Genomic DNA, 19616 nt, shown 5'->3' on the forward strand with positions numbered 1-19616 from the left:
CTTCCAATTAGTTTAACCATTTATAAACCCGGTACAGATCAACAAAGGCATCAGCGACACCGACTTTAATGTGCAGTAAAAACAGCTAATCTCGTAGAAAAAACTTCCGCTCGTCCTCGACTTTGTCGAGATACGGGCGAGACTCGCGGGCGAGCAAAGCGGGCAAATCACTCTTTCACTCTTTATTTCCCCGCCAGCCTTTTCAGCAGTTGCCAATAGCCGACCGGCAGAGAGCGTTCCAGCACGGAGACCACGTTGGCGTCGTTGCCGACCAGGGGCCAATGTCGCTACCGGCTCCAGTAATCACGGCTACTCTGTCTTTTACCTGCATGGTCTAGGCTGATTTCCGTTGAAACTGCAATACCCCATCGGCAATGCGACCAAATCGGGTAGCGAACATATCGACGAGATAGCTCTGGTACACCCGCCAGGGGCGTTTGGCTCCCTGCTTAGGCAGCACATTGCCGGCCCGCTGAATATAGCCCGAATTCAGGTTGAGGAAGGGCTCTTCGGACATGACGTTCTGTTTGGCGGGGATCACCACATCATACCCGTGCCGGTCCATGTAGTTCAGCAGCTTACAGGTATAGTTTGCTGTCAGATCCACCTTCAGCGTCCAGGAGGCATTGGTGTAGCCAAAGGCGTAGACCAGGTTGGGTACATCGCTCACCATCATGCCCTTATAAATCATCACGTCCTTCGTCTGCACGGGCTTGCCGTTTACGCTGATGCTCACGCCCCCCATTAATCGGAGTTGCAGCCCGGTGGCCAGCACGATAATATCGGCCGGCAGTTCGTCGCCGGATTTCAGCCTGATTCCGCTTTCGGTGAAATGCGAGATTTCGTCCGTAACCACCGACGCTTTACCGCTGCTGATACTCGTGAAAAGGTCGCCGTCCGGCACAACACACAGGCGCTGGTCCCAGGGGTTGTAGCTGGGGCTAAAATGCTGCTCAACGGGAAAGCCGGGCGGCAGTTGTCTGGCGGCTCCCTTCATGATGAGCTTTTTTGTTTGCCGGGGAAACTGCCTGGAGAGCGCAAACATAATCATGCTCAGGCTGAGGTTCATCCACCGCGTAAAGCGGTAAGCCCACCGTTCGGGCAGTACTTTTTTCAGGTTGACAAACAGTGCGTTGCGGTTGGGCATCGTCATGATATAGGTCGGCGACCGTTGCAGCATGGTCACATGGCCGGCCCCCTGTTCGGCCAGGGTCGGCACCAGGGTCACGGCCGTGGCTCCGCTGCCCACTACCACTACCCGTTTTCCGCGATAGTCGAGATCCTCCGGCCAGAACTGCGGTATCACCAACTGGCCTTTAAAGGTTTCTTCTCCGGCAAAATGCGGCCTGTAGGCCTCGTCGTAGTTGTAATAGCCGCTGCACATACAGAGGAAACGGCACTGTAGTTCCTCCACGCCACCGGGATGCTGTACGCGCAGCGTCCAGGTCCTGGTCGCGGCCGACCAGTTGGCTGCGAGCAGTTTGTGCCCAAAGCGGATGTGTTTGTCAAGTCCGTTTTCGTCGGCGGTTTCTTTCAGGTAGCTCAGAATGCTGCTGCCGTCGGACAGCGACTGCGGGTTTTGCCAGGGCTTGAAGCGATAGCCGAAGGTAAACATATCGGAGTCGGACCGAATGCCCGGATACCGGAACAGCGACCATGTTCCGCCCAGCGTTTGCCGCGCTTCCAGAATCGCAAACTGCTTGCCGGGGCATTTTTTCCGCAGCCAGTACGCCATTCCGATACCGGAAATACCGGCCCCCACGATAAGTACATCGAGTACGGTTTCGTCGTGGGGAAATTGGGTAGTACGCATGAACTAAAGCCGCATTATCTAATTAATGGCTGATGACAAAGGTGTAGGTGCCCGAAACCAGCGGCAGCACCACCTGTCCATTCTCCTGTTTCATGCCTTTCCACTGCGCAATGGATTTACCGCTTTCTTTCACCTGCGCAAGGCTGCTGGCCGGCAGGTAGAGGGTAGCGGTGGTATTGGCCGGAACCGTAGTTTTGTACGTCCACTTGTTACCGGTTTTTGCCCATTCAGAGTTGATACGGCCGTATATCGAATCGTAATATCCTTTGGCGAAGGTGATTTTGCCGTCGGGGTCGGGCGTGGGTTTCAGCACGAATTCCTTGAATCCGGCGATTTGCGGGTTCCGCTGAATACCCAGCGAGTAGTTGTACATCCAGGCTGCTACCGCCCCAAACGAGTAGTGGTTGAAGGAGTTCATGCTGTTGTTGCCGCCAAAGCCGTTCTCGACGGTATACGAATTGAGCCGCTCCCAGATGGAGGTAGCCCCATTCACAACCGAGTACAGCCACGACGGGTAATCTTTCTGCTGCAACAACCGATACGCCAGCGCATGATTGCCGTTCTCAGAAAGCGCATCGCTGATGGAGGCCGTACCGATGAAGCCGGTCATCAGCGAATATTCCGGCCGTTCCACACCCCCATCGTCTTTGTTTTTCCGCTGAATCGCTTCGGTCAGGTACTTCACCGCAAAGGGTTTGTTTTCGTCGCTGAACACCCCCAACGCCAGCGGAATGGCATACGAGGCCTGCGTATCAATCAATTGTCCCTTATCGGATTTCTGCTCTCCCTGCTGCGCGTTAGGTGGCCCCATAGTGGCAGTTTTCAGACCAGATTTTACCGTCCGGTAGGTGTCCTTGTCGACGTAAATGGTGTTGAAGGCGGTCTTGATTTCCTGCTGGCGCTTGCTGAACTGGCCGGCATCGTCGGTTTTGCCCAGCACGGCGGCAACCTGGCTCATGATACCCAGGTCGTAGGCGAAGTAGGCCATCCAGAACAGGGTATTATCGTTTTTGTTGTTTTCCGGGCTCAGCCAGTCGCCCAGTGGTCCCTCGTTCAGGATGCCGGTCTCTTTGTCGACTTTGCTCTCCAGGAACTGAATGTACCGCTTCATGGCGTCGTAATGTTCCTTAAGCACCTGCACATCGCCGTACTGCCGGTAGGTCTCCCAGGCCACTACAATACCCGCGCTGCCCCAGAGCGTACCGCCGAAGCCACCACCCATCGGTGCTACATCGGTAAACCGGCCGCTTTCGGCCTGTACATCGCGCATGGCCAGCAGGTGCCGGCGCAGGAACAAATCGGCATCGGTCAGGTAAGTAGCACTTTTGGAGAATACCGAGATGTCGCCACTCCAGCCCATGCGCTCGTTACGGGCGGGCGTATCGGTCGGAATCGACAGGAAATTACTCCGCAATGACCAGGTGATGTTCTGCCAGAGCTTGTTGACCAGTTCGTTCGACGTCTCGTAACTTGACGCTAAATCCGAAATAGAGCTAATCACTAATCCCTTGACGTTGCCGACGGGAATAGCCTGTTCGATGCCCGTCACTTCCAGATACCGGTAGCCGTGGAAGGTAAAGCGGGGCTGGATGGTCTCCGGGCCGCGGTCGGCATTACCACCTTTCAGTACGTACGTATCCTGCGTGAGGGCGGCCCGGATGTTTTCCATCATCACCATGCCTTCGTTGCCTTTGTAGTCGGGCAGGTTGGGGTATTTCACCTCGGCGTACCGCATCGTTAAAACCTGACCCCTTTTCCCGTTTGTAATCTGAATCTGCGGCACGCCCACCATGTTCTGCCCCATGTCGTACACGAATACCCCCGGCCGGACTTCCTCGACGTTACGGGCGGTCAGGGTCTTGACAATGGTAGGGTTATCACCCATCTGACCAACGAGCTTGAAATCTTTATAGTCGAAGGTAGTTTTGCGGCCCTGGGCGTCGGTAAACGTACCCATGTAGGCAGTGCCTTCCAGCGGTACTTCTACGGCCGGTTTCCAGCTACTATCGTTGTAATTGGCCAGCGACCAGCCGTTGACGGCAGGTTCTTTGGTAGCGTCATAGACTTCCCCCTGGAAAAACGAGCCGTAGCGAATCGGTCCGTCGGTGAACAGCTTCCACTGCGCTGGATTAGAGACAACTGCCTGCTCTGTACCATCGGCATAGGTAATGACGAGTTTGCTCAGGAGCGATTGGCGGTCGCCGAAGTAGTTCCAGCTTTCGCCACTGAAGGTAATGTTGCCGCTCCACCAGCCTTCGCTCATCCAGGCACCTATGGCGTTACGCTGCCCCTGTTTTACGGAGTTCGTTACGTCGTAAGTCTGGTACATGTGGTGCTTGTTGTACTGGGTCAGGCCGGGGTTGAAGTAGTCGTTGCTGACACGGCTGCCATTGAGGTACATCTCGTAGATACCCCGGGCGGTGACGTACATCCGCGCTTTGGCAATTGGTTTGGCCTGCGTGGTAAAGACCGTCCGCAGCATGGGTGCGGCATTGGTGCTCGGGTTCGCCGTAATCAAAGCTCCGCCTTTTACCACGTACTGCCCGTTGGCAACCGTAAGCCGAGGGGCTTTAAAGATCCCCTGATAACCGGACTTTGTTAGATTTTCGGTAAAAAGGGTATTCGACGGGAAACGATAATTTTTTATGGTAACGTCGGAAAAATACGCGACCTGATTGTCCGGCACCTTAAAGCCGATGTCGGCCAGCATCGGAAAACTGATGTAGTTGTTGCCGCTGCCAACCGGGTTGAGGTTAAATCCTCTGGGGCCGAAACGGGACGGTGTTGCCGGCGCATTCTTGTCTTTCAGCCGGTTGCTATCCTGATTGCCGTCGACAAAGAAATCGAACAAGCCGAAGTTACACTCGACCAGCACGTTGTGCTTCTGGTACTTGTTGGCATTATTAATCAAGAATTGTGGAATATCGAAGCTTTTAAACGGCACATCCGCCTTGTCATCTTTGGTGTAGCCGACCCGGTAGACATTCAGTTTGGCGAGGCCATCCGGCGCATCACTCACGTTGGCAATATCCAGTTCCAGCGCAATATAGCTCTGATTCGGTCCGTTCTCCCGACCCATCAGGTTCAGGCTTTTGTTCATCAGCCGACGGTCATTGGCCCCAAACACAAAAGAAGCTCTGGTACTGTTGGAGGCTTTGTCCAACTGAACGCCGTACTGGAATTTAAACACCGACAGGTAGTGGGAATAAAATACCAGGTCCTCGTCACTGCCGCCAATCCACCGGGCACCCGACCAGGCCGACACGGAAGGATTCATTAGTCCCGTTTCAAACCAGGAGGAGGCCGTATTTGTCTTTCCCTGATTATCCCAAACCGTCACTTTCCAGGTATAGCGGGTGGTGGGTTGCAGGGCATTACCGGCGTACTCAATACCGTGCGCAAGGGCGGATTTTACCCGTTTGGTGTCCCAGACCACCTGGTTCTTAGAGTCCGTTACCACAAGTTGATATGCCTGCTGGGCGTAACCACGCTGGTTGTCGAGCGCCTTCATCTGCCAGGAAAAATGCGGATTTGGCACATCAATGCCTAGGGGTGTTTTCTGGTAATCGACTTTCAGGTTTTCCAGCGTGACACCGGCCAGTAAGTGCCCGAGGATAAACAGACTGGTCAGGCAGGTAAGAATAAATCGTTTCATAAACAAAGATGATATTTCTTCAGTAGGGTTACGCAGTTGCTCAATAGGCCGTACGTACAGTACTGGTTTCTGCAAATAGGCGACAGGTACATTGAGCCATTCTACAAAAATATTGCACTATAGTGAGTATATCCTTGTCGGTATTGAGAATTTGTTTGCACATTTTGAGCAGTTGCATTTTAAATGGGGCTGGTTTTGTCGTCATGGATGATCGGGCGAGTTAATTAGCTAAAACTGTGGTACTTTTGTCTGTTTGTTGATGAAGTAACCTACACTCCGGCAGTTGCCTGGAGACCCACTCAGTATGAAGGCGGCATTTCTTCTGTCTCCCGGCACTATTCATTTTTCAGACGTACCTATACCGGAACCGGGGTATGGCGAGGTCCGCGTCAGATTGAAACAGGTAGGCATTTGTGGTTCCGATGTGCATCTGTTTGAAGGCCACCGCTTGCTAGACAAACCCAATATCATCGGACACGAAGGGTTAGGCTATATTGAGGCCATTGGGGCCGGCGTTCAGGGGCGAAGGCCCGGCGAGCGAGTGGTGGTCGAGCCGAATATACCCTGCCGGCAATGCCGCTTTTGTTTGACCGGACGGGGTACGATCTGCCTCAACAAGCGGGTAATCGGGCTGAACGAACCGGGCTGTTTTGCGGAATACGTGGTAATACCCGCTGCTTTTTGCTGGGCTGTTCCGGATGCTGTCTCAGATGCCGATGCGGTTACCATTGAACCGATGGCTGTGGCCTTACATGCGCTACTGGCGTCGGGTGCCAAACCGGGGGATACAATTGCCGTCATTGGCCTGGGTGCCATTGGCCTGTTGTTGACTCATTTGGGGCTGGCGCTCGGCTACCGGGTATTTGTCACCGAGATCAACGCAGCGAAAGTGCAGATGGCTGTCGATTTAGGGGCAGAGGCTGTCTGCCCGCCGACCGCGCAGGGCGAGATACTAGCGCGGACGTGGTTAGCCAACGACGTTTGTGCCGTGTTTGAATGTGCCGGAACAAGTCTAACGGCTACCCTGGCCGCTGCCGCTGCTCCCCGTGGATCGGCTATTGTGCTGGTTGGCCTAGCCGAAAAAGCAGCCTCATTTACGCCGTTGAAAATAGCCAGAGAAGGTATTACCCTTATTCCTTCGATTATCTACGATCATCCATTTGATTTTAAACGTACCCTCCGGCTCATTGAAAGCCGTATAATTCAGCCGGGCTTCATTATTTCGCAGCAGCGTTCGTTCGATGAGTTGTCGTCCGCACTGGTAACGGCTGCCCAGGGAAATGACAGCAAAATTCTGATCAACATCTGACCTGATTGTGCCCGGTTTAGGATGATGAGAAGACAAGGGTCAGGTATAAGCGGCTAATGATTACTTTTGTGGGCTATGTCGAAAGTTATTTTAATCACCGGAGCCTCTACCGGTTTGGGGGAGTCAATTGCTACGTATTTAGCGCAGCGTGGGTATACAGTGTATGGTACCTCGCGGCAGGGAGATGGCACGGGAAAGCCGTATGCGATGCTCGCTATGGATGTGACCAGCGCGGATAGTATCCAGCAGGGTATTGAGCAGATCAGGCAGCGGGAAGGGCGGCTGGACGTGCTCATTAACAATGCCGGGCTGGGTATTGCCGCGCCCATTGAGTTGCTGTCGCTGACCGATGTGCAACGGGTGTTCGATACGAATGTGAGCGGAGTAATCCGGACCATACAGGCTGTGCTGCCGATGATGCGGCAGCAGCGGTCGGGCCTCATCATCAACATCAGCTCCATTGCTGCCGAAGCCGGCTTACCGTATCGGGGTGCCTACAGCGCCAGCAAGGCTGCGCTGGAGCGGCTGACCGAAGCACTGCGGCTGGAAGTGGCTCCGTTCGGTATACAGGCCTGCTCCATTCAGCCGGGCGGCACCCGCACCGATATCAACAAAAACCGGCTGCGGGCCGAGATTCCCGCCGATAGCGTGTACAAAGCCACCTTCGACCGGACCTATGAACTGATCGATCAAAGTGTCAGTGAAGGGATTGACCCGGCCGTATTTGGTCCCCTGGTGGAGTCTATCATCAAGGCGGAGCACGTGCAGCGGCTCTACCGGGTAGGCAAACCCCTGGAGAAAGTATCCGTGCTGCTGAAACGGATTTTACCGGTCAAAGTCTACGAACGCATGATCCGGAAGCATTACGAGATGTAAGGCTACTGTTAACGCTTATCATACCTTAAAACTCATCATGGCAAAGGAGAACAAGAAGGAATTGTCACCCGAACAACGGGACCAGCTGCTCAGCGTATTGAAAGCCCGTTTTGAGAAAAACCGGAACCGCCATGCCGGGCTTGAGTGGACTGCTATTGAGGCAAAGCTGGCGGCTAACGCCGGCAAACTGTGGTCACTCTCCGAAATGGAAAGAACCGGCGGAGAACCCGATGTGGTTGGGCAGGATACGCAGACGGGCGAATACCTGTTTTACGATTGTGCCACCGAAAGCCCCAAAGGCCGCCGAAGTCTTTGTTACGACCGGGAAGGGCTGGAGTCGAGAAAAGAAAACCGCCCGGAAAACACCGCCATAGACGTGGCAACGGCCATGGGCATTGAGTTGTTAACGGAAGAACAATACCGGACATTACAAAGCCTCGGCACGTTTGATACAAAATCGTCGAGTTGGATAAAAACGCCGGCTGACATCCGCAAACCCGGCGGTGCTCTGTTTGCAGAGTACCGCTATGGCCAGGTCTTCGTATACCATAACAGTGCGCCATCGTACTACGCCGTCCGGGGATTCCGTGGCTCGCTGAGGGTGTAAGCAGTGACCGGCCACCGGGAAGAGCTTTCCGCTGCTAATAAATAAAACATCATAAGTACAACCCTTACCCGCCAAAGTACAAATGAACACAGGGGCTACGACAAAACGTTCGTATATTTAGGAGTTAGCTGCCATTAAGACAGACACTGTAAATTAGACAACCCAACATGAAGCACCTTTTTCTAGTAGTGGCAATTTTAGTTTCTGTAACTGCCAACACTTTCGGACAATTCATAAAAAGGATTGATGGAAGTGAAATAACTGTGGACAGTTTGAATACAAAGATTGAATACCTAATGAACGTTGCAAATGTTTCGGGACTTGGCATTTCTGTATTCAACGATAATCGGCCTGTTTTTAGCATGACATACGGACTTGCTAACGTTCAAAAAAATATTCGGCTGGAACAATCGTCTGTAATGTATGGGTGTTCTTTTGCAAAAACTGTGTTTGCGTACATTGCGGCACTGTACGTTCAAGAGAAACTATTTGACCTTGACAAACCACTTGTAGAATATTTGAACAAGCCATTACCAGACTATAAGATAGACGGTTGGCGAAGAGGTTATCAGGATATCAAAGACGATGAACGATACAAAAAAATTACAGCCCGTATGTGTCTCACACATACAACAGGTTTTCCAAATTGGCGTTGGTTTGAAGCAGACAAAAAACTAAAATTCAAGTTCGACCCAGGCACACGTTACAGCTATTCAGGCGAAGGACTTTATCTGTTGCAATTTGTAATAGAGCAACTAACAGGTAAAGACTATGAAACAATTGCCCAAGAAAGAGTTTTTAAACCATTGGGCATGACTAATACAAGTTACCTATGGAAAACCCGGTTTGAGCCAAACCTCTGTTATGGACACAACCCAAAAGGCGAACCTTACGAACTGATGAAATGGAAAGAGGCAAGTTCAGGTGGCTCTATGAGTACAACTTTGGAAGACTTTACTAAATTTTTTACAACCCTAATTCGTAGCAAAGGACTTTCAAAAGAGAGTTTCAAGCAAATGACAAGTACACAAGTTAGAATTAAGTCAAGAAGTCAATTTGGACCGCTGGCCAAAATCGATAGCACGGAGAATGACAATATAGAATTAGGTTACGGTTTAGGCGTTGGTGTTTTTAAAACGCCATACGGCAAAGCATTTTTTAAAGAAGGACACGATGATGGTTGGGGACACTATTCAATTTGCTTTCCAGATAAAAAAATTGCAGTTGTCATTATGACCAACAACGATAACGGAGAAAGTATTTTTAAAGAACTTTTGGCTTACAGTATTGGTGACACTTTCACACCCTGGCGTTGGGAAAATTACATTCCATATGATGAGAAGAATTAACGGCAGCTAACGAGGGGTTTGGCAATATACAGGCCGACGTATACGTTCGTTAACTTTTGATAGTCAGTTTGGCATCTTTACCGGCTCGACGTAACGCTATTGGCCATTGAAGCTTGGTTTCAGCAGTAAATCAATAATTAACTTCAGTTGTGTGGCAGACGTAACACGGGATTCACTACAAATTGCTAACCCCTGAACATTAGTGCCAAGTGTAAACGACAACAGAAATAACAGAAAATACAATGCAAGACATCTTATTTAACTTTATCTCAAAATACGTTTCTCTGACAGAAGATGAGAAGAACGCATTACTTTCGCTAGACCTGTTTCACTCACTAAAAAAAGGAACCGTTATACTCAAAGAAGGGCAGAGGTCGAAAGAAAGCTATTTTGTTTTAAAAGGCTGTATTCGGGTTTATTACATCATAGATGGAGAAGAAAAAACAACTGCTTTCTACACAGAACTAGACGCCCTGACACCTCATTGTGTAATAAATAATGCTCCTTCTGATTATTTTATAAGTTGTGTTGAAGACAGTATTCTTCTTATATCGAATACAGATATGTCAGAAGAAATAAACAGTAAATTTCCAAAATTTGATAGTATGTGCCGAATGTTGTCGGAAGAATTATTAGCTAAACAACAAATAGACTTTGACGAGTTTAAGACATCTTCACCTGAAAAACGTTATCTGAACTTACTACAAAAAAGACCGGACCTTATTCAGCGCGTGCCGCAACACCAGTTAGCCAGTTATCTTGGTATAAAACCACAATCATTAAGCAGGTTAAGAGCAAGAATCTTGGAGAAAGATAAAGGTTAAGGTTTCATTATGGGCGTGCATGCTGAACAGTGTCAACCTTTGGGGTAGTCGAAGCGTTGTTGTTTGATGCGTTCCCCAACGATAATGCTGAACAGATTGATTGCTTCCTTCCAATTGTAAGTCGTCGTTTCTCACCGGTCTGCCGGCGCCGTTGAGTTGCAGGTTCCGGATCGTTAGATAGACCAGCGTTTGTAAACCTGCATCTGCGCTAAAGGCACCCCTGGTTTTGCGGGGCCGCCCGGCGGTGACGTTACGAACCTGACGCGGGGTGGCCCGTGCCAGGTTGGTATGGCACGGCTGTAAAGACTTTTCATTACTTAACTTAAGTGAACAAATTTTAGCATTTCGCCAATCTACTTTTGCCGTATTGTATCACAAAAGAAGGAAAGAAATGCAAAAGAAAAATTTATGTATTGGCCTTGCCTTAGTTGTGGCAAGCAGTTTACAAGTGAGTGCACAAAAGGCTAAACAAGACAGCACCTATAAAAAGTGGTTTATTGGTAGTTCACTCCTGATGTTAGGAAATTTGATTCCTGATGACCCAAATCCACCTGAATATATACAGTTAAATGTTGGATACCGGATAACACCTAAAGATGTCGTTTCCTTTAGATTTAAACGGTCTATTTATTCCTGGCCATTAGGTATTCCTTTTGGGCCGTCATTTGATGCATCAGGACTAAACTATCCCGGCCATGCACGCATACTTGCGCCTACATTTGGATACCAGCGTTTTTGGTGGAAAGGTGTTTATACATCCGTTTATGCCTTGAATGCATTTGAAAAATATTTGGATGAGCATAAAAAAAAGATTGGAAACGGATACACCTTATATCTTGACGCCTATTTGGGTTGCCAGTTTAAGTTTTTTAAAAACCGCTTCTTTTTTGAACCAGCTATTGGAATTAGCTATTGGCCTATAAGGACTGGTGTTCCAGAATCTTTTAACATAGTTGAGAAAAATTGGCCTAACTACTTTGTTCAGCCAGGGTTAGATTTTGGGTTTACATTTTAAAAATTACACTGATTAACGGTGTCTATTGAATGTGCTATATTTCCCTCAAAATATGCTGCATTGCTTCAAGCGTTGATACAAATAAATGTTGCTTGTTTGCTGTAAGTAACATCCTGTGGCCATTAACAATTGTAGAAAAATGACATTAAAAAAAATTCACTTTGTATCTGGACTAACAATTGCAATTTTTATTAGTCTACATTTAGTCAATCATATGTTGAGTGTTTTTGGTGCAGATAATCATATTAACGTTATGAATACTATGCGATTAATTTATCGTAATATATTCGTCGAGTCTATTTTATTAATTGGAGTCTTTGTACAAATCATTTCAGGTCTGAAACTTTTTAAAAGTTATAGAAAAATAACAACAACTAAGTTCGAAAAACTTGGCCTTTGGACAGGATTATACTTGGTAGTTTTTTTTATAATGCATATAAGTGCCGTTTTGGGCGGACGTTTTTTCTTACATCTTGATACAAACTTTTATTTTGGTGTAGCTGGATTAAATTCTTTCCCGTATAATTTATTTTTTATACCATATTATGGACTGGCCATTATTTCTTTTTTTGGACATATCGCTGCCGTTCATAGGAAAAAAATGAACGGAAATATTTTGAATTTTCCGCCGGAAATACAATCAATTGCGATTCTGGTTTTTGGTGTCCTTTTGACCATTTTCCTGTTTTTCGGTTTGACAAACCATTTTAAAGGAGTAACAATACCAAAAGAATATGAAATATTAATTGGTAAATAAAAATTCCCAGCCGCTAACACAAGTGCCCCCAGCCGTATCGAGGTGCATTTTGGTTTTGTTGGATGCTTCGAATTGATAATCAGCGAAGCTAACCCCGCCCGACCATAAATCTTCATCACGTTGTAATCTTCTGTTTAGGGATCAAACCACAATCAATTGTAAGAATTCTCGGAAAAATAAGCTAGATGCATTTCTTAACTTAAGTGAACGACGTATATCATCACAACAATCTACTTTTGCTGTATCATTAACGTAAGTTTAAAAAACATGCAAAAGAGAATTTTTTGGATTGGACTAAGCTTTGTTTTGGCAAGCAGCCTAAACGTAAATGCACAATATGCCAAACAGGATAGCGTTTACAAACGTTGGTTCATTGGGACTTCTTTATTTGTTCTATTGGGTAATTTTGATACAGAAAACCCACCCAACTTCGCTCAACTCAATATAGGCTATCGGATTACAGGAAGAGATGTAATTACAGTAGCTCCAAAAACCTGGAAATATGCCTGGCCAAATGGTATTCATCCATTTTTAAACAAAGCCTACAAAAAGCCAGAAGAAAAATTTCCAGGGTACATTCGTGAGTATGGCATAACTGCGTCTTACACACGGTTTCTATGGAAAGGTTTATATGCCCAGCTCGATGTGATGCCTACCTGGCAAGTTTTTGTCAATGACCATGGTAAGAAAATGACTGATGGTTTTCAGATTTTCAATTCCTACCGTGTTGGTTATCACATCAAACTCTTCAAGGACAAATTTTTCTTTCAACCATCCATTTGTATGACACATCGTGCTTATCATACACAATTGCCTGATGGATTTAAACAGCTTGATGATAAATGGTCTAAATTCATCTTTCCAGAGCCAGGACTTAATATCGGATTTAATCTTTAGTAGTTTAGCGGTAGGCGAAAAGCTGATTTAAAACAACCACAGACGGCACTGCACCCACCCATTGTGGTTTGGCATAATGGTGGGTGCAGTGCTTCGTTTGACAGTTTTGTGGTAGGTTCAAGTGCAGTTTACTGATGAGCGGAGTAGCTAAATAAGCACCGGCTTAGTCCTGAGTGTACCTGCCGCTCCCGGCATTCAAACCGGAAAACCGGGCACCTGCCCTCGCTTTTCCGGCATTCGACCAGATCCTTTTTGGTAACTTTCTCTCGTCAAAGAAATTAGTTTGCTGAACCTTCGCGCTTTCAGTAACGGATGACCTTATGCCGGTCATCCTGCTCTATTTTTCTCTACCCTTTAACCGATATCTATTGATGAAACCATCACGACGTAATTTTCTGCAATCGCTGGGTGTGGGAGCCGCCACGCTGGGTATTGCCCAGGAAACCCTGGCTGCCGGTACGCAGCCGCCGAAGGCCGCTAAGCCATCGGCCGACGACCAGATCCTGTTTGTAGGCGACAACATCGCCATTGCCAACACCGAATACGGCAAAGTCAGGGGGTTTATTCTGCGGGGTATTCATAACTTCCTGGGCATACCCTACGGGGCCGACACCTCCGGAAAGAACCGGTTTATGCCTCCGCAAAAGCCTACGCCCTGGACCGAAATCAGGCCGGCCCTGTGGTGGGGCAACTCGGCTCCGCAGATTATGGAAAAGCGGTACGCCAATCCCTATGCCTCGTTTGTCGACCACTGGAACTACGACGATGTGTCGGAAGACTGCCTGAAACTCAACGTCTGGACGCCGGCCCTGGATAACCAGAAGCGTCCGGTGGTGGTCTGGCTGCACGGCGGTGGCTTTGTCAACGGCAACGGCATTGAGCAGGATGGCTACCACGGCGAAAACCTGGCCCGGCTGGGTAATGTTGTTTTCTGCTCGCTCAACCACCGGCTCGGGGCGCTGGGCTATACCAATCTGAAAGCGGCAGGTGGGCATGCGGCCTCCGGTAACGTAGGCAACCTGGACATGGTGGCGGCTCTGGAATGGGTGAAAAACAATATCGCCAACTTCGGCGGAGACCCCAATAATGTGACCATCATCGGTCAGTCGGGTGGTGGTGCCAAAGTGACCACGCTGATGAACATGCCCTTGGCAAAAGGCCTGTTCCATAAGGCGGTTGCCCTGAGCGGCAGTTCGCTTGCTGGCGTCAACAAAGAGTACTCCGAAAAGCTGGGCCTGAAAGTATTGGAAGAGGCCGGTTTAAAGCCCGGGGAGATCGACAAGCTTCAGCAGATTCCCTGGCGGCAGTACATCGACATCGCCAACCGGGCCGTCGAGAAAATGGCCGACGAAGCCAGACGGCTCAACCTCGTGCGCGGGGGCTACTCACCCGTGGCCGACGGTGTCACGCTGGCTGACGGAGCGTTTTTCAGCAGTCCCAACGATTTCTCGGCCGATATACCGATGATGATCTGCTCGACCTTCCATGAGCAGAACCCCAGCCGGACCAATGCCGAACTGGAAAAGATTTCGCTGGCCGAAGTGAAGGAGAAGATCAAACCTCGTTTTGGCGAGAAATCCGGAGAAATCGTGGATGCATACGCAAAGAACTTCCCCAAGGCCCGCCCCATTGAAATCTGGGCACTGATTGTCTCCAACCGGAAGAACGCCATTGCAGCCGCCGACGCCAAGGTGTCGCAGCAAAAAGCGCCGGTCTACGTGGCCTGGTTTGGCTGGCAGCCGCCCCTGTTCGACGGCCGGATGCGGGCCTTCCACTGCGATGATATTTGTTTCTGGTTTTACAACACTGACCTGATGCTGACCCATACGGGTGGCGGCAAACGGCCACGGGCCTTATCGGAAAAGATGGCGAAGTCGTTCATCAACTTTGCCCGTACCGGTAATCCCAACGGGGGCGGTTTACCCACCTGGAAACCTTATTCGACCCCAAACGGCGAGACTATGGTCCTGGATGACGCCCCGCTATTGGTCAATGATCCCGATCGAGAGGCACGGAAATCACTGGCGTAGCCGTTACATAGCCTGAGGCTGTTCAGAAACAGTAAGCCGTTTCTGAACAGCCCTACCGTCCTGACGCACTATCCGCACAACCCATATAACCCATGCGTTTTAAAACGGTCATTCTTGGTTTATTGCTCATCAGCGCGGGCCGCATCACGCTACTGGCGCAGTCGGTGCCCGTCATTACCTTTGAGCAGCTAAACCGGATAATCAGCCGGCCTACCGACACCCTGTACGTGGTTAATTTCTGGGCAACCTGGTGCGGGCCCTGCGTGAAGGAACTGCCGCAATTTGAAATGCTGCATAAGACCTACGCTACCAAACCGGTACGGGTGCTGCTGGTGAGTATGGACAATAAAGCAACGCTGAACACCAAAGTGGTTCCGTTTGTCCAGGCCCGGAAGCTACAGACCCCGGTTGTGCTGCTGAACGAATCCGACCTGAACACCTGGGTAGACAGGCTGGTGCCGGAATGGTCGGGGGCGTTGCCGATGACCCTGCTGCTGAACCGCAAGCGTAAGGTCCGGCGGTTTATCGGGAAAGCCCTGAAAGAAGGAGAACTTCAATCCATTATCAACCAATACAAACTGTAATCGCTTAAGAAAAAGTTTAAGCTGTTGGCCTTGTTCAGCCTGTTGGTGTCGGCCTTGATGGTCTCGGTGGCACTTAAGAGTACCCGTTCGACTTTTAGCGTGTATAAGGCAGGTGATGTGGATGCTGTGAATGAATTACTGGCGGATAAGCCCGTTCGTTCTCGGCCCGCGCTATCGGCTGCGGCATCAAGTGGAAAGACGCGTAGCAAGCCGCTGATTAGTTAGCGGGCAAATGCCGGTCGCTTTTATTTGCTATCGATTACTTATCTTTATTGTTCATTCTCTGGAATACCGGACTTTTCCTTACTTTTGATCGTCATCAACCAGGAAACGCATTTATGCTGCCCAATCAGCGTCGGGATAAAATTCTTGAACTATTAAAAGAAGACGGCTCCGCCAAAGTAGTTGACCTGGCACGTCTTTTTAAAGTAACAGAAGTTACTATTCGTCAGGACCTTGAAAAACTGGAAAAAGACGGATTGGTCATCAAGGAACACGGTGGGGCTTACCTGAAAAATGTGGAGGACCAGGTCCGGACGTTTTCGCTGGGTAACCAGGACAACATCGACAAAAAAGAGGCTATTGCCACTAAATGCCTGGAATTTATCGAAAGTGGGGACAGCATTATTCTGGATTCGGGCTCGACAACCACCGAAATTGCCAAAAAATTGCGAGGCTATAAACAACTGACGGTCATTACCAATGCCCTGAATATAGCCATGATGCTGGGCGCTGAACCCGGTATTGAATTGATTGTAACGGGTGGTGAATTCAAACCGCCAACGCTGTCACTGACTGGTCAGAAAGCGGCCGATTTCTTCAAGGGGCTCAATGTGCAGAAACTGTTTCTGGCAACGGCCGGCATCTCCCTCAAATCGGGGCTAACCTACCCGAGCATCAGCGACCTGGTGGTCAAAAAAGCGATGATCGATGCCGCAGACACGACCTACCTGGTAGCCGACTCGACAAAGATCGGCAAAAGCGCTTTTGCCAGCCTGGGTGCTTTGTCGCTCATCGACTATATTATCACCGACGCCGGCATCGAAGAAAAACACAAACAGGTATTTCACGACAATGAGATTGAGTTGATTATTGCGACCTAGAGTGCTTGTACTCCTGTTTGGCTGGTCTTCACTATAAAAGGGGGAAATTTTTTATTTATTTCGATTTGTTTCTTTTGTTTTCTTTTTATTACTTTTGTCTGGTAAACTAGAAGCCCTTAACCACGTCTGTCCAGGCAAAAGCTATGAACGACAAGAACCGCACACCCGTCTCCCTGGGTGTCATCATCGGCAACCGCGATTTCTTTCCGGACAAACTGGTCGGTGAATGCCGCGCCGATTTGCTGGAAGCCTTTCAGCAAGCTGGTATCAAGCCTGTCATGCTTGACGAATCAGCTACCAAACTCGGCGGTGTCGAAACGTTTGGCGAAGCCCAGAAATGCGCGGAGCTGTTTCGCCGGCATGCCGGCGAAATCATGGGCGTGCTGGTGGTACTACCTAATTTTGGCGACGAAAAAGGTATCGCTGAAACGCTGAAACTCGCCCGGCTCGACGTGCCGGTGCTGATTCAGGCCTACCCGGACGATCTGAACCGGATGGATGTGGCCCGCCGGCGCGATGCCTGGTGCGGCAAAATCTCGGTCTGCAACAACCTCTATCAGTACGGCATCAGCTACTCGCTGACCACTAAACACGTGGTGCACCCCTCGGACCCCAGCTTTGCCGCCGACCTGACCAATTTTGTGGCGGTTTGCCGGGTCGTAAAAGGGCTGCGCAACGTGCGTATTGGGGCCGTGGGTGCCCGGCCCGGTGCGTTCAATACGGTACGCTACAGCGAGAAAATATTGCAGCGCAACGGCATTTCCGTCGTGACCATCGACTTATCACATATTCTGGGAAATGCAAACAAACTGACCGCAACCGACCAGTCGGTAAAAAACCGGCTCGATGCCATTAAGGCGTATGCCCCCACCGGTCGCACTCCAGATGACCGGCTGGTGCAGATTGCCAAGCTGGACGTAGTGCTGGCCGATTTCATGGCCGAACACGCGCTGGATGCAACCGCTATTCAGTGCTGGACTTCGCTCCAGCAGAATTATGGGTGCAACGTCTGCACCAGCATGAGCATCATGAGCGAAAACATGCTCCCCAGCGCCTGCGAAGTCGACGTAACGGGTACCCTCAGCATGTACGCTATGCAACTGGCATCGGGTTCGCCCAGTGCACTGGTGGACTGGAACAACAACTACGCCGACGACGAAAACAAGTGTGTGCTGTTTCACTGCGGCAACTGGGCCAAATCCTTCCTGCCCGACATTGAGATCAGTACCGCGCCCATTCTGGGCACAACGGTGGGCGAAGAAAATACCTACGGTGCCCTGGCCGGGCGTACTCCGGCCTCTCCGCTGACGTTCGGCCGCATCAGCACCGATGACCCCAAAGGCATTATGAAAGCTTACATCGGCGAGGGTCGATTAACGGATGACGCCCTGAACACCTTCGGCAACCGCGCCGTGGCCCAAATCGATAATCTCCAGGGACTGATGCAGTATGTATGCCGGAACGGCTTCGAACACCATGTGGTGATGAATGCCTCCAAAACGGCCGGCATCCTGAAAGAAGCCTTCGAGAATTATATGGGCTGGGAAGTATATACGCATGAATAATTTGGGATAAATGAATAAGAACCTCACGCTTGTTTGTTTGATTTACCTGGCCTGTCTCGTCTGGCCTACGTTATCAGTGGCTCAGCAACGGCCCATTCCGGTGGTGTCTCCCGAAATCCTGGCCGACAACTCGGTGATTTTTCGGCTGAGAGCGCCAAATGCTAAAAGTGTTCGTCTGATAGGCACCTGGCTCAAAGACCTGCGCAATACGGTAGAGGTGCCCCGCAACGACTCCACCCTGTTTGAGGTAAAAGTGGGACCACTGCCGGCCGATATGTATGAATATCGCTTTATTGTGGATGGTATTCCCCTGCTCGACCCTTCAAATAATGTAGTCACCCGCGACGGTTCTATCTTCGAAAATCGGTTAATTCTGCCGGGTGCTCAAACACAGCTTTATGATGTGCAGGCGGTTCCGCACGGTACCTTATCGGCGGTCTGGTATCCGTCACCTACAATAGGCATGGATCGGCGTATGGAGATTTATACCCCACCCGGTTATGAGAAAAGCGGCAAAAAATACCCGGTGCTGTATCTGTTTCATGGCGGAGGGGGCGATGAAGAAGGGTGGATCAGCCGGGGAAGAACCAACTACATCCTGGACAACCTGATTGCGGCCGGTAAGGCACTGCCCGTGATCGTGGTGATGACCAATGGGGTTCCCAACGTAGCGGCCGCGCCCGGCGAGCGACCCGCTTTTGCCAAGGCCACTGCCGGCGAACCGGTCGGCATTCAGTCCATGACAACCGGGAAATTCGAGACGACTCTCATTAACGATGTCATTCCCTACGTTGAAGCCAATTACCGGGTGCTCGCCGATCCGGCGCACCGGGCTATTGCCGGGCTCTCCATGGGAGGCTACCACACGCAGCAGATCACCAACGCCAACCCCGGAACATTCGGCTACATTGGCGTTATGAGCATGGGCGTTTTTGACGGTCCGATGGCCCGAAACTACAATAAAGAGGAGCATATCAAACAGCTACAGGCGCTCAAACAGGCAAACCCTAAACTCTATTGGATTGCCTGCGGGAAAGACGATTTTCTGTATGAAGGTGTGACCAGACTGCGGGCTTTATACGACCAGATCGGTTTGTCTTATACCTATCGGGAGAGCGAAGGTGGCCATACGTGGGTAAACTGGCGGCTTTATCTGGCGGAGTTAGCGCCCATGCTTTTCAGATAGTTGATTGGTTGGGTGGTGCATTGGTTGATTCGTACTACCCTACTGA

The 19616-nt window shown here is 50.0% G+C and carries 15 protein-coding genes; 13 read left to right on the forward strand and 2 right to left on the reverse strand.

Annotation, left to right across the window (positions count from 1 at the left end):
• Positions 1-334 precede the first annotated feature (334 nt).
• Positions 335-1813, reverse strand: a complete 1479-nt coding sequence (locus tag ABD931_RS00510) for a flavin-containing monooxygenase (protein ID WP_345262831.1) — start codon at positions 1811-1813, stop codon at positions 335-337.
• A gap of 22 nt (positions 1814-1835) precedes the next feature.
• Positions 1836-5468 carry a family 78 glycoside hydrolase catalytic domain gene (locus tag ABD931_RS00515; protein ID WP_345262832.1) on the reverse strand — a complete coding sequence of 1211 codons (3633 nt, stop codon included), beginning with the start codon at positions 5466-5468 and terminating at the stop codon, positions 1836-1838.
• Positions 5469-5772: 304 nt separating this feature from the next.
• On the opposite strand from ABD931_RS00515, the gene ABD931_RS00520 reads away from it, so the two are divergent.
• The 13 genes from ABD931_RS00520 to ABD931_RS00580 all read left to right on the forward strand — a co-directional run bounded on the left by ABD931_RS00520 (position 5773) and on the right by ABD931_RS00580 (position 19570).
• A complete protein-coding gene (locus ABD931_RS00520; protein ID WP_345262834.1) occupies positions 5773-6777 on the forward strand; it encodes a zinc-dependent alcohol dehydrogenase in 1005 nt (334 codons plus the stop codon).
• 75 nt (positions 6778-6852) lie between these two features.
• Positions 6853-7653 carry an SDR family oxidoreductase gene (locus ABD931_RS00525; RefSeq protein ID WP_345262836.1) on the forward strand — a complete coding sequence of 267 codons (801 nt, stop codon included), beginning with the start codon at positions 6853-6855 and terminating at the stop codon, positions 7651-7653.
• Positions 7654-7690: 37 nt separating this feature from the next.
• Positions 7691-8260 (forward strand): DUF4256 domain-containing protein, encoded by a 570-nt coding sequence (locus ABD931_RS00530; RefSeq protein ID WP_345262838.1) that lies wholly within the window; start codon positions 7691-7693, stop codon positions 8258-8260.
• Positions 8261-8427: 167 nt separating this feature from the next.
• Entirely contained in the window at positions 8428-9609 is a 1182-nt protein-coding gene (locus ABD931_RS00535) for a serine hydrolase domain-containing protein (RefSeq protein ID WP_345262840.1), read from the forward strand.
• Between the two features lie 242 nt (positions 9610-9851).
• Positions 9852-10433, forward strand: a complete 582-nt coding sequence (locus ABD931_RS00540) for a Crp/Fnr family transcriptional regulator (protein WP_345262842.1) — start codon at positions 9852-9854, stop codon at positions 10431-10433.
• A gap of 391 nt (positions 10434-10824) precedes the next feature.
• Complete coding sequence (locus tag ABD931_RS00545) at positions 10825-11448, forward strand: hypothetical protein (protein WP_345262844.1); 624 nt, start codon at positions 10825-10827, stop codon at positions 11446-11448.
• Positions 11449-11587: 139 nt separating this feature from the next.
• A complete protein-coding gene (locus ABD931_RS00550) occupies positions 11588-12205 on the forward strand; it encodes a hypothetical protein (protein ID WP_345262846.1) in 618 nt (205 codons plus the stop codon).
• A 267-nt stretch (positions 12206-12472) separates the two neighbouring features.
• Positions 12473-13102 (forward strand): hypothetical protein, encoded by a 630-nt coding sequence (locus ABD931_RS00555; RefSeq protein ID WP_345262848.1) that lies wholly within the window; start codon positions 12473-12475, stop codon positions 13100-13102.
• 371 nt (positions 13103-13473) lie between these two features.
• Positions 13474-15132 carry a carboxylesterase/lipase family protein gene (locus tag ABD931_RS00560; protein WP_345262850.1) on the forward strand — a complete coding sequence of 553 codons (1659 nt, stop codon included), beginning with the start codon at positions 13474-13476 and terminating at the stop codon, positions 15130-15132.
• A 92-nt stretch (positions 15133-15224) separates the two neighbouring features.
• Positions 15225-15716 carry a TlpA disulfide reductase family protein gene (locus ABD931_RS00565; RefSeq protein ID WP_345262852.1) on the forward strand — a complete coding sequence of 164 codons (492 nt, stop codon included), beginning with the start codon at positions 15225-15227 and terminating at the stop codon, positions 15714-15716.
• 338 nt (positions 15717-16054) lie between these two features.
• A complete protein-coding gene (locus tag ABD931_RS00570) occupies positions 16055-16819 on the forward strand; it encodes a DeoR/GlpR family DNA-binding transcription regulator (RefSeq protein ID WP_345262854.1) in 765 nt (254 codons plus the stop codon).
• A 143-nt stretch (positions 16820-16962) separates the two neighbouring features.
• Positions 16963-18384 (forward strand): L-fucose/L-arabinose isomerase family protein, encoded by a 1422-nt coding sequence (locus ABD931_RS00575; protein ID WP_345262856.1) that lies wholly within the window; start codon positions 16963-16965, stop codon positions 18382-18384.
• Between the two features lie 10 nt (positions 18385-18394).
• Positions 18395-19570, forward strand: coding sequence for an esterase (locus ABD931_RS00580; RefSeq protein ID WP_345262858.1), 1176 nt, complete (start codon positions 18395-18397; stop codon positions 19568-19570).
• Positions 19571-19616: the final 46 nt, after the last annotated feature.

It is taken from the genome of Nibrella viscosa, from assembly GCF_039541875.1.
GTDB lineage: Bacteria > Bacteroidota > Bacteroidia > Cytophagales > Spirosomataceae > Nibrella > Nibrella viscosa.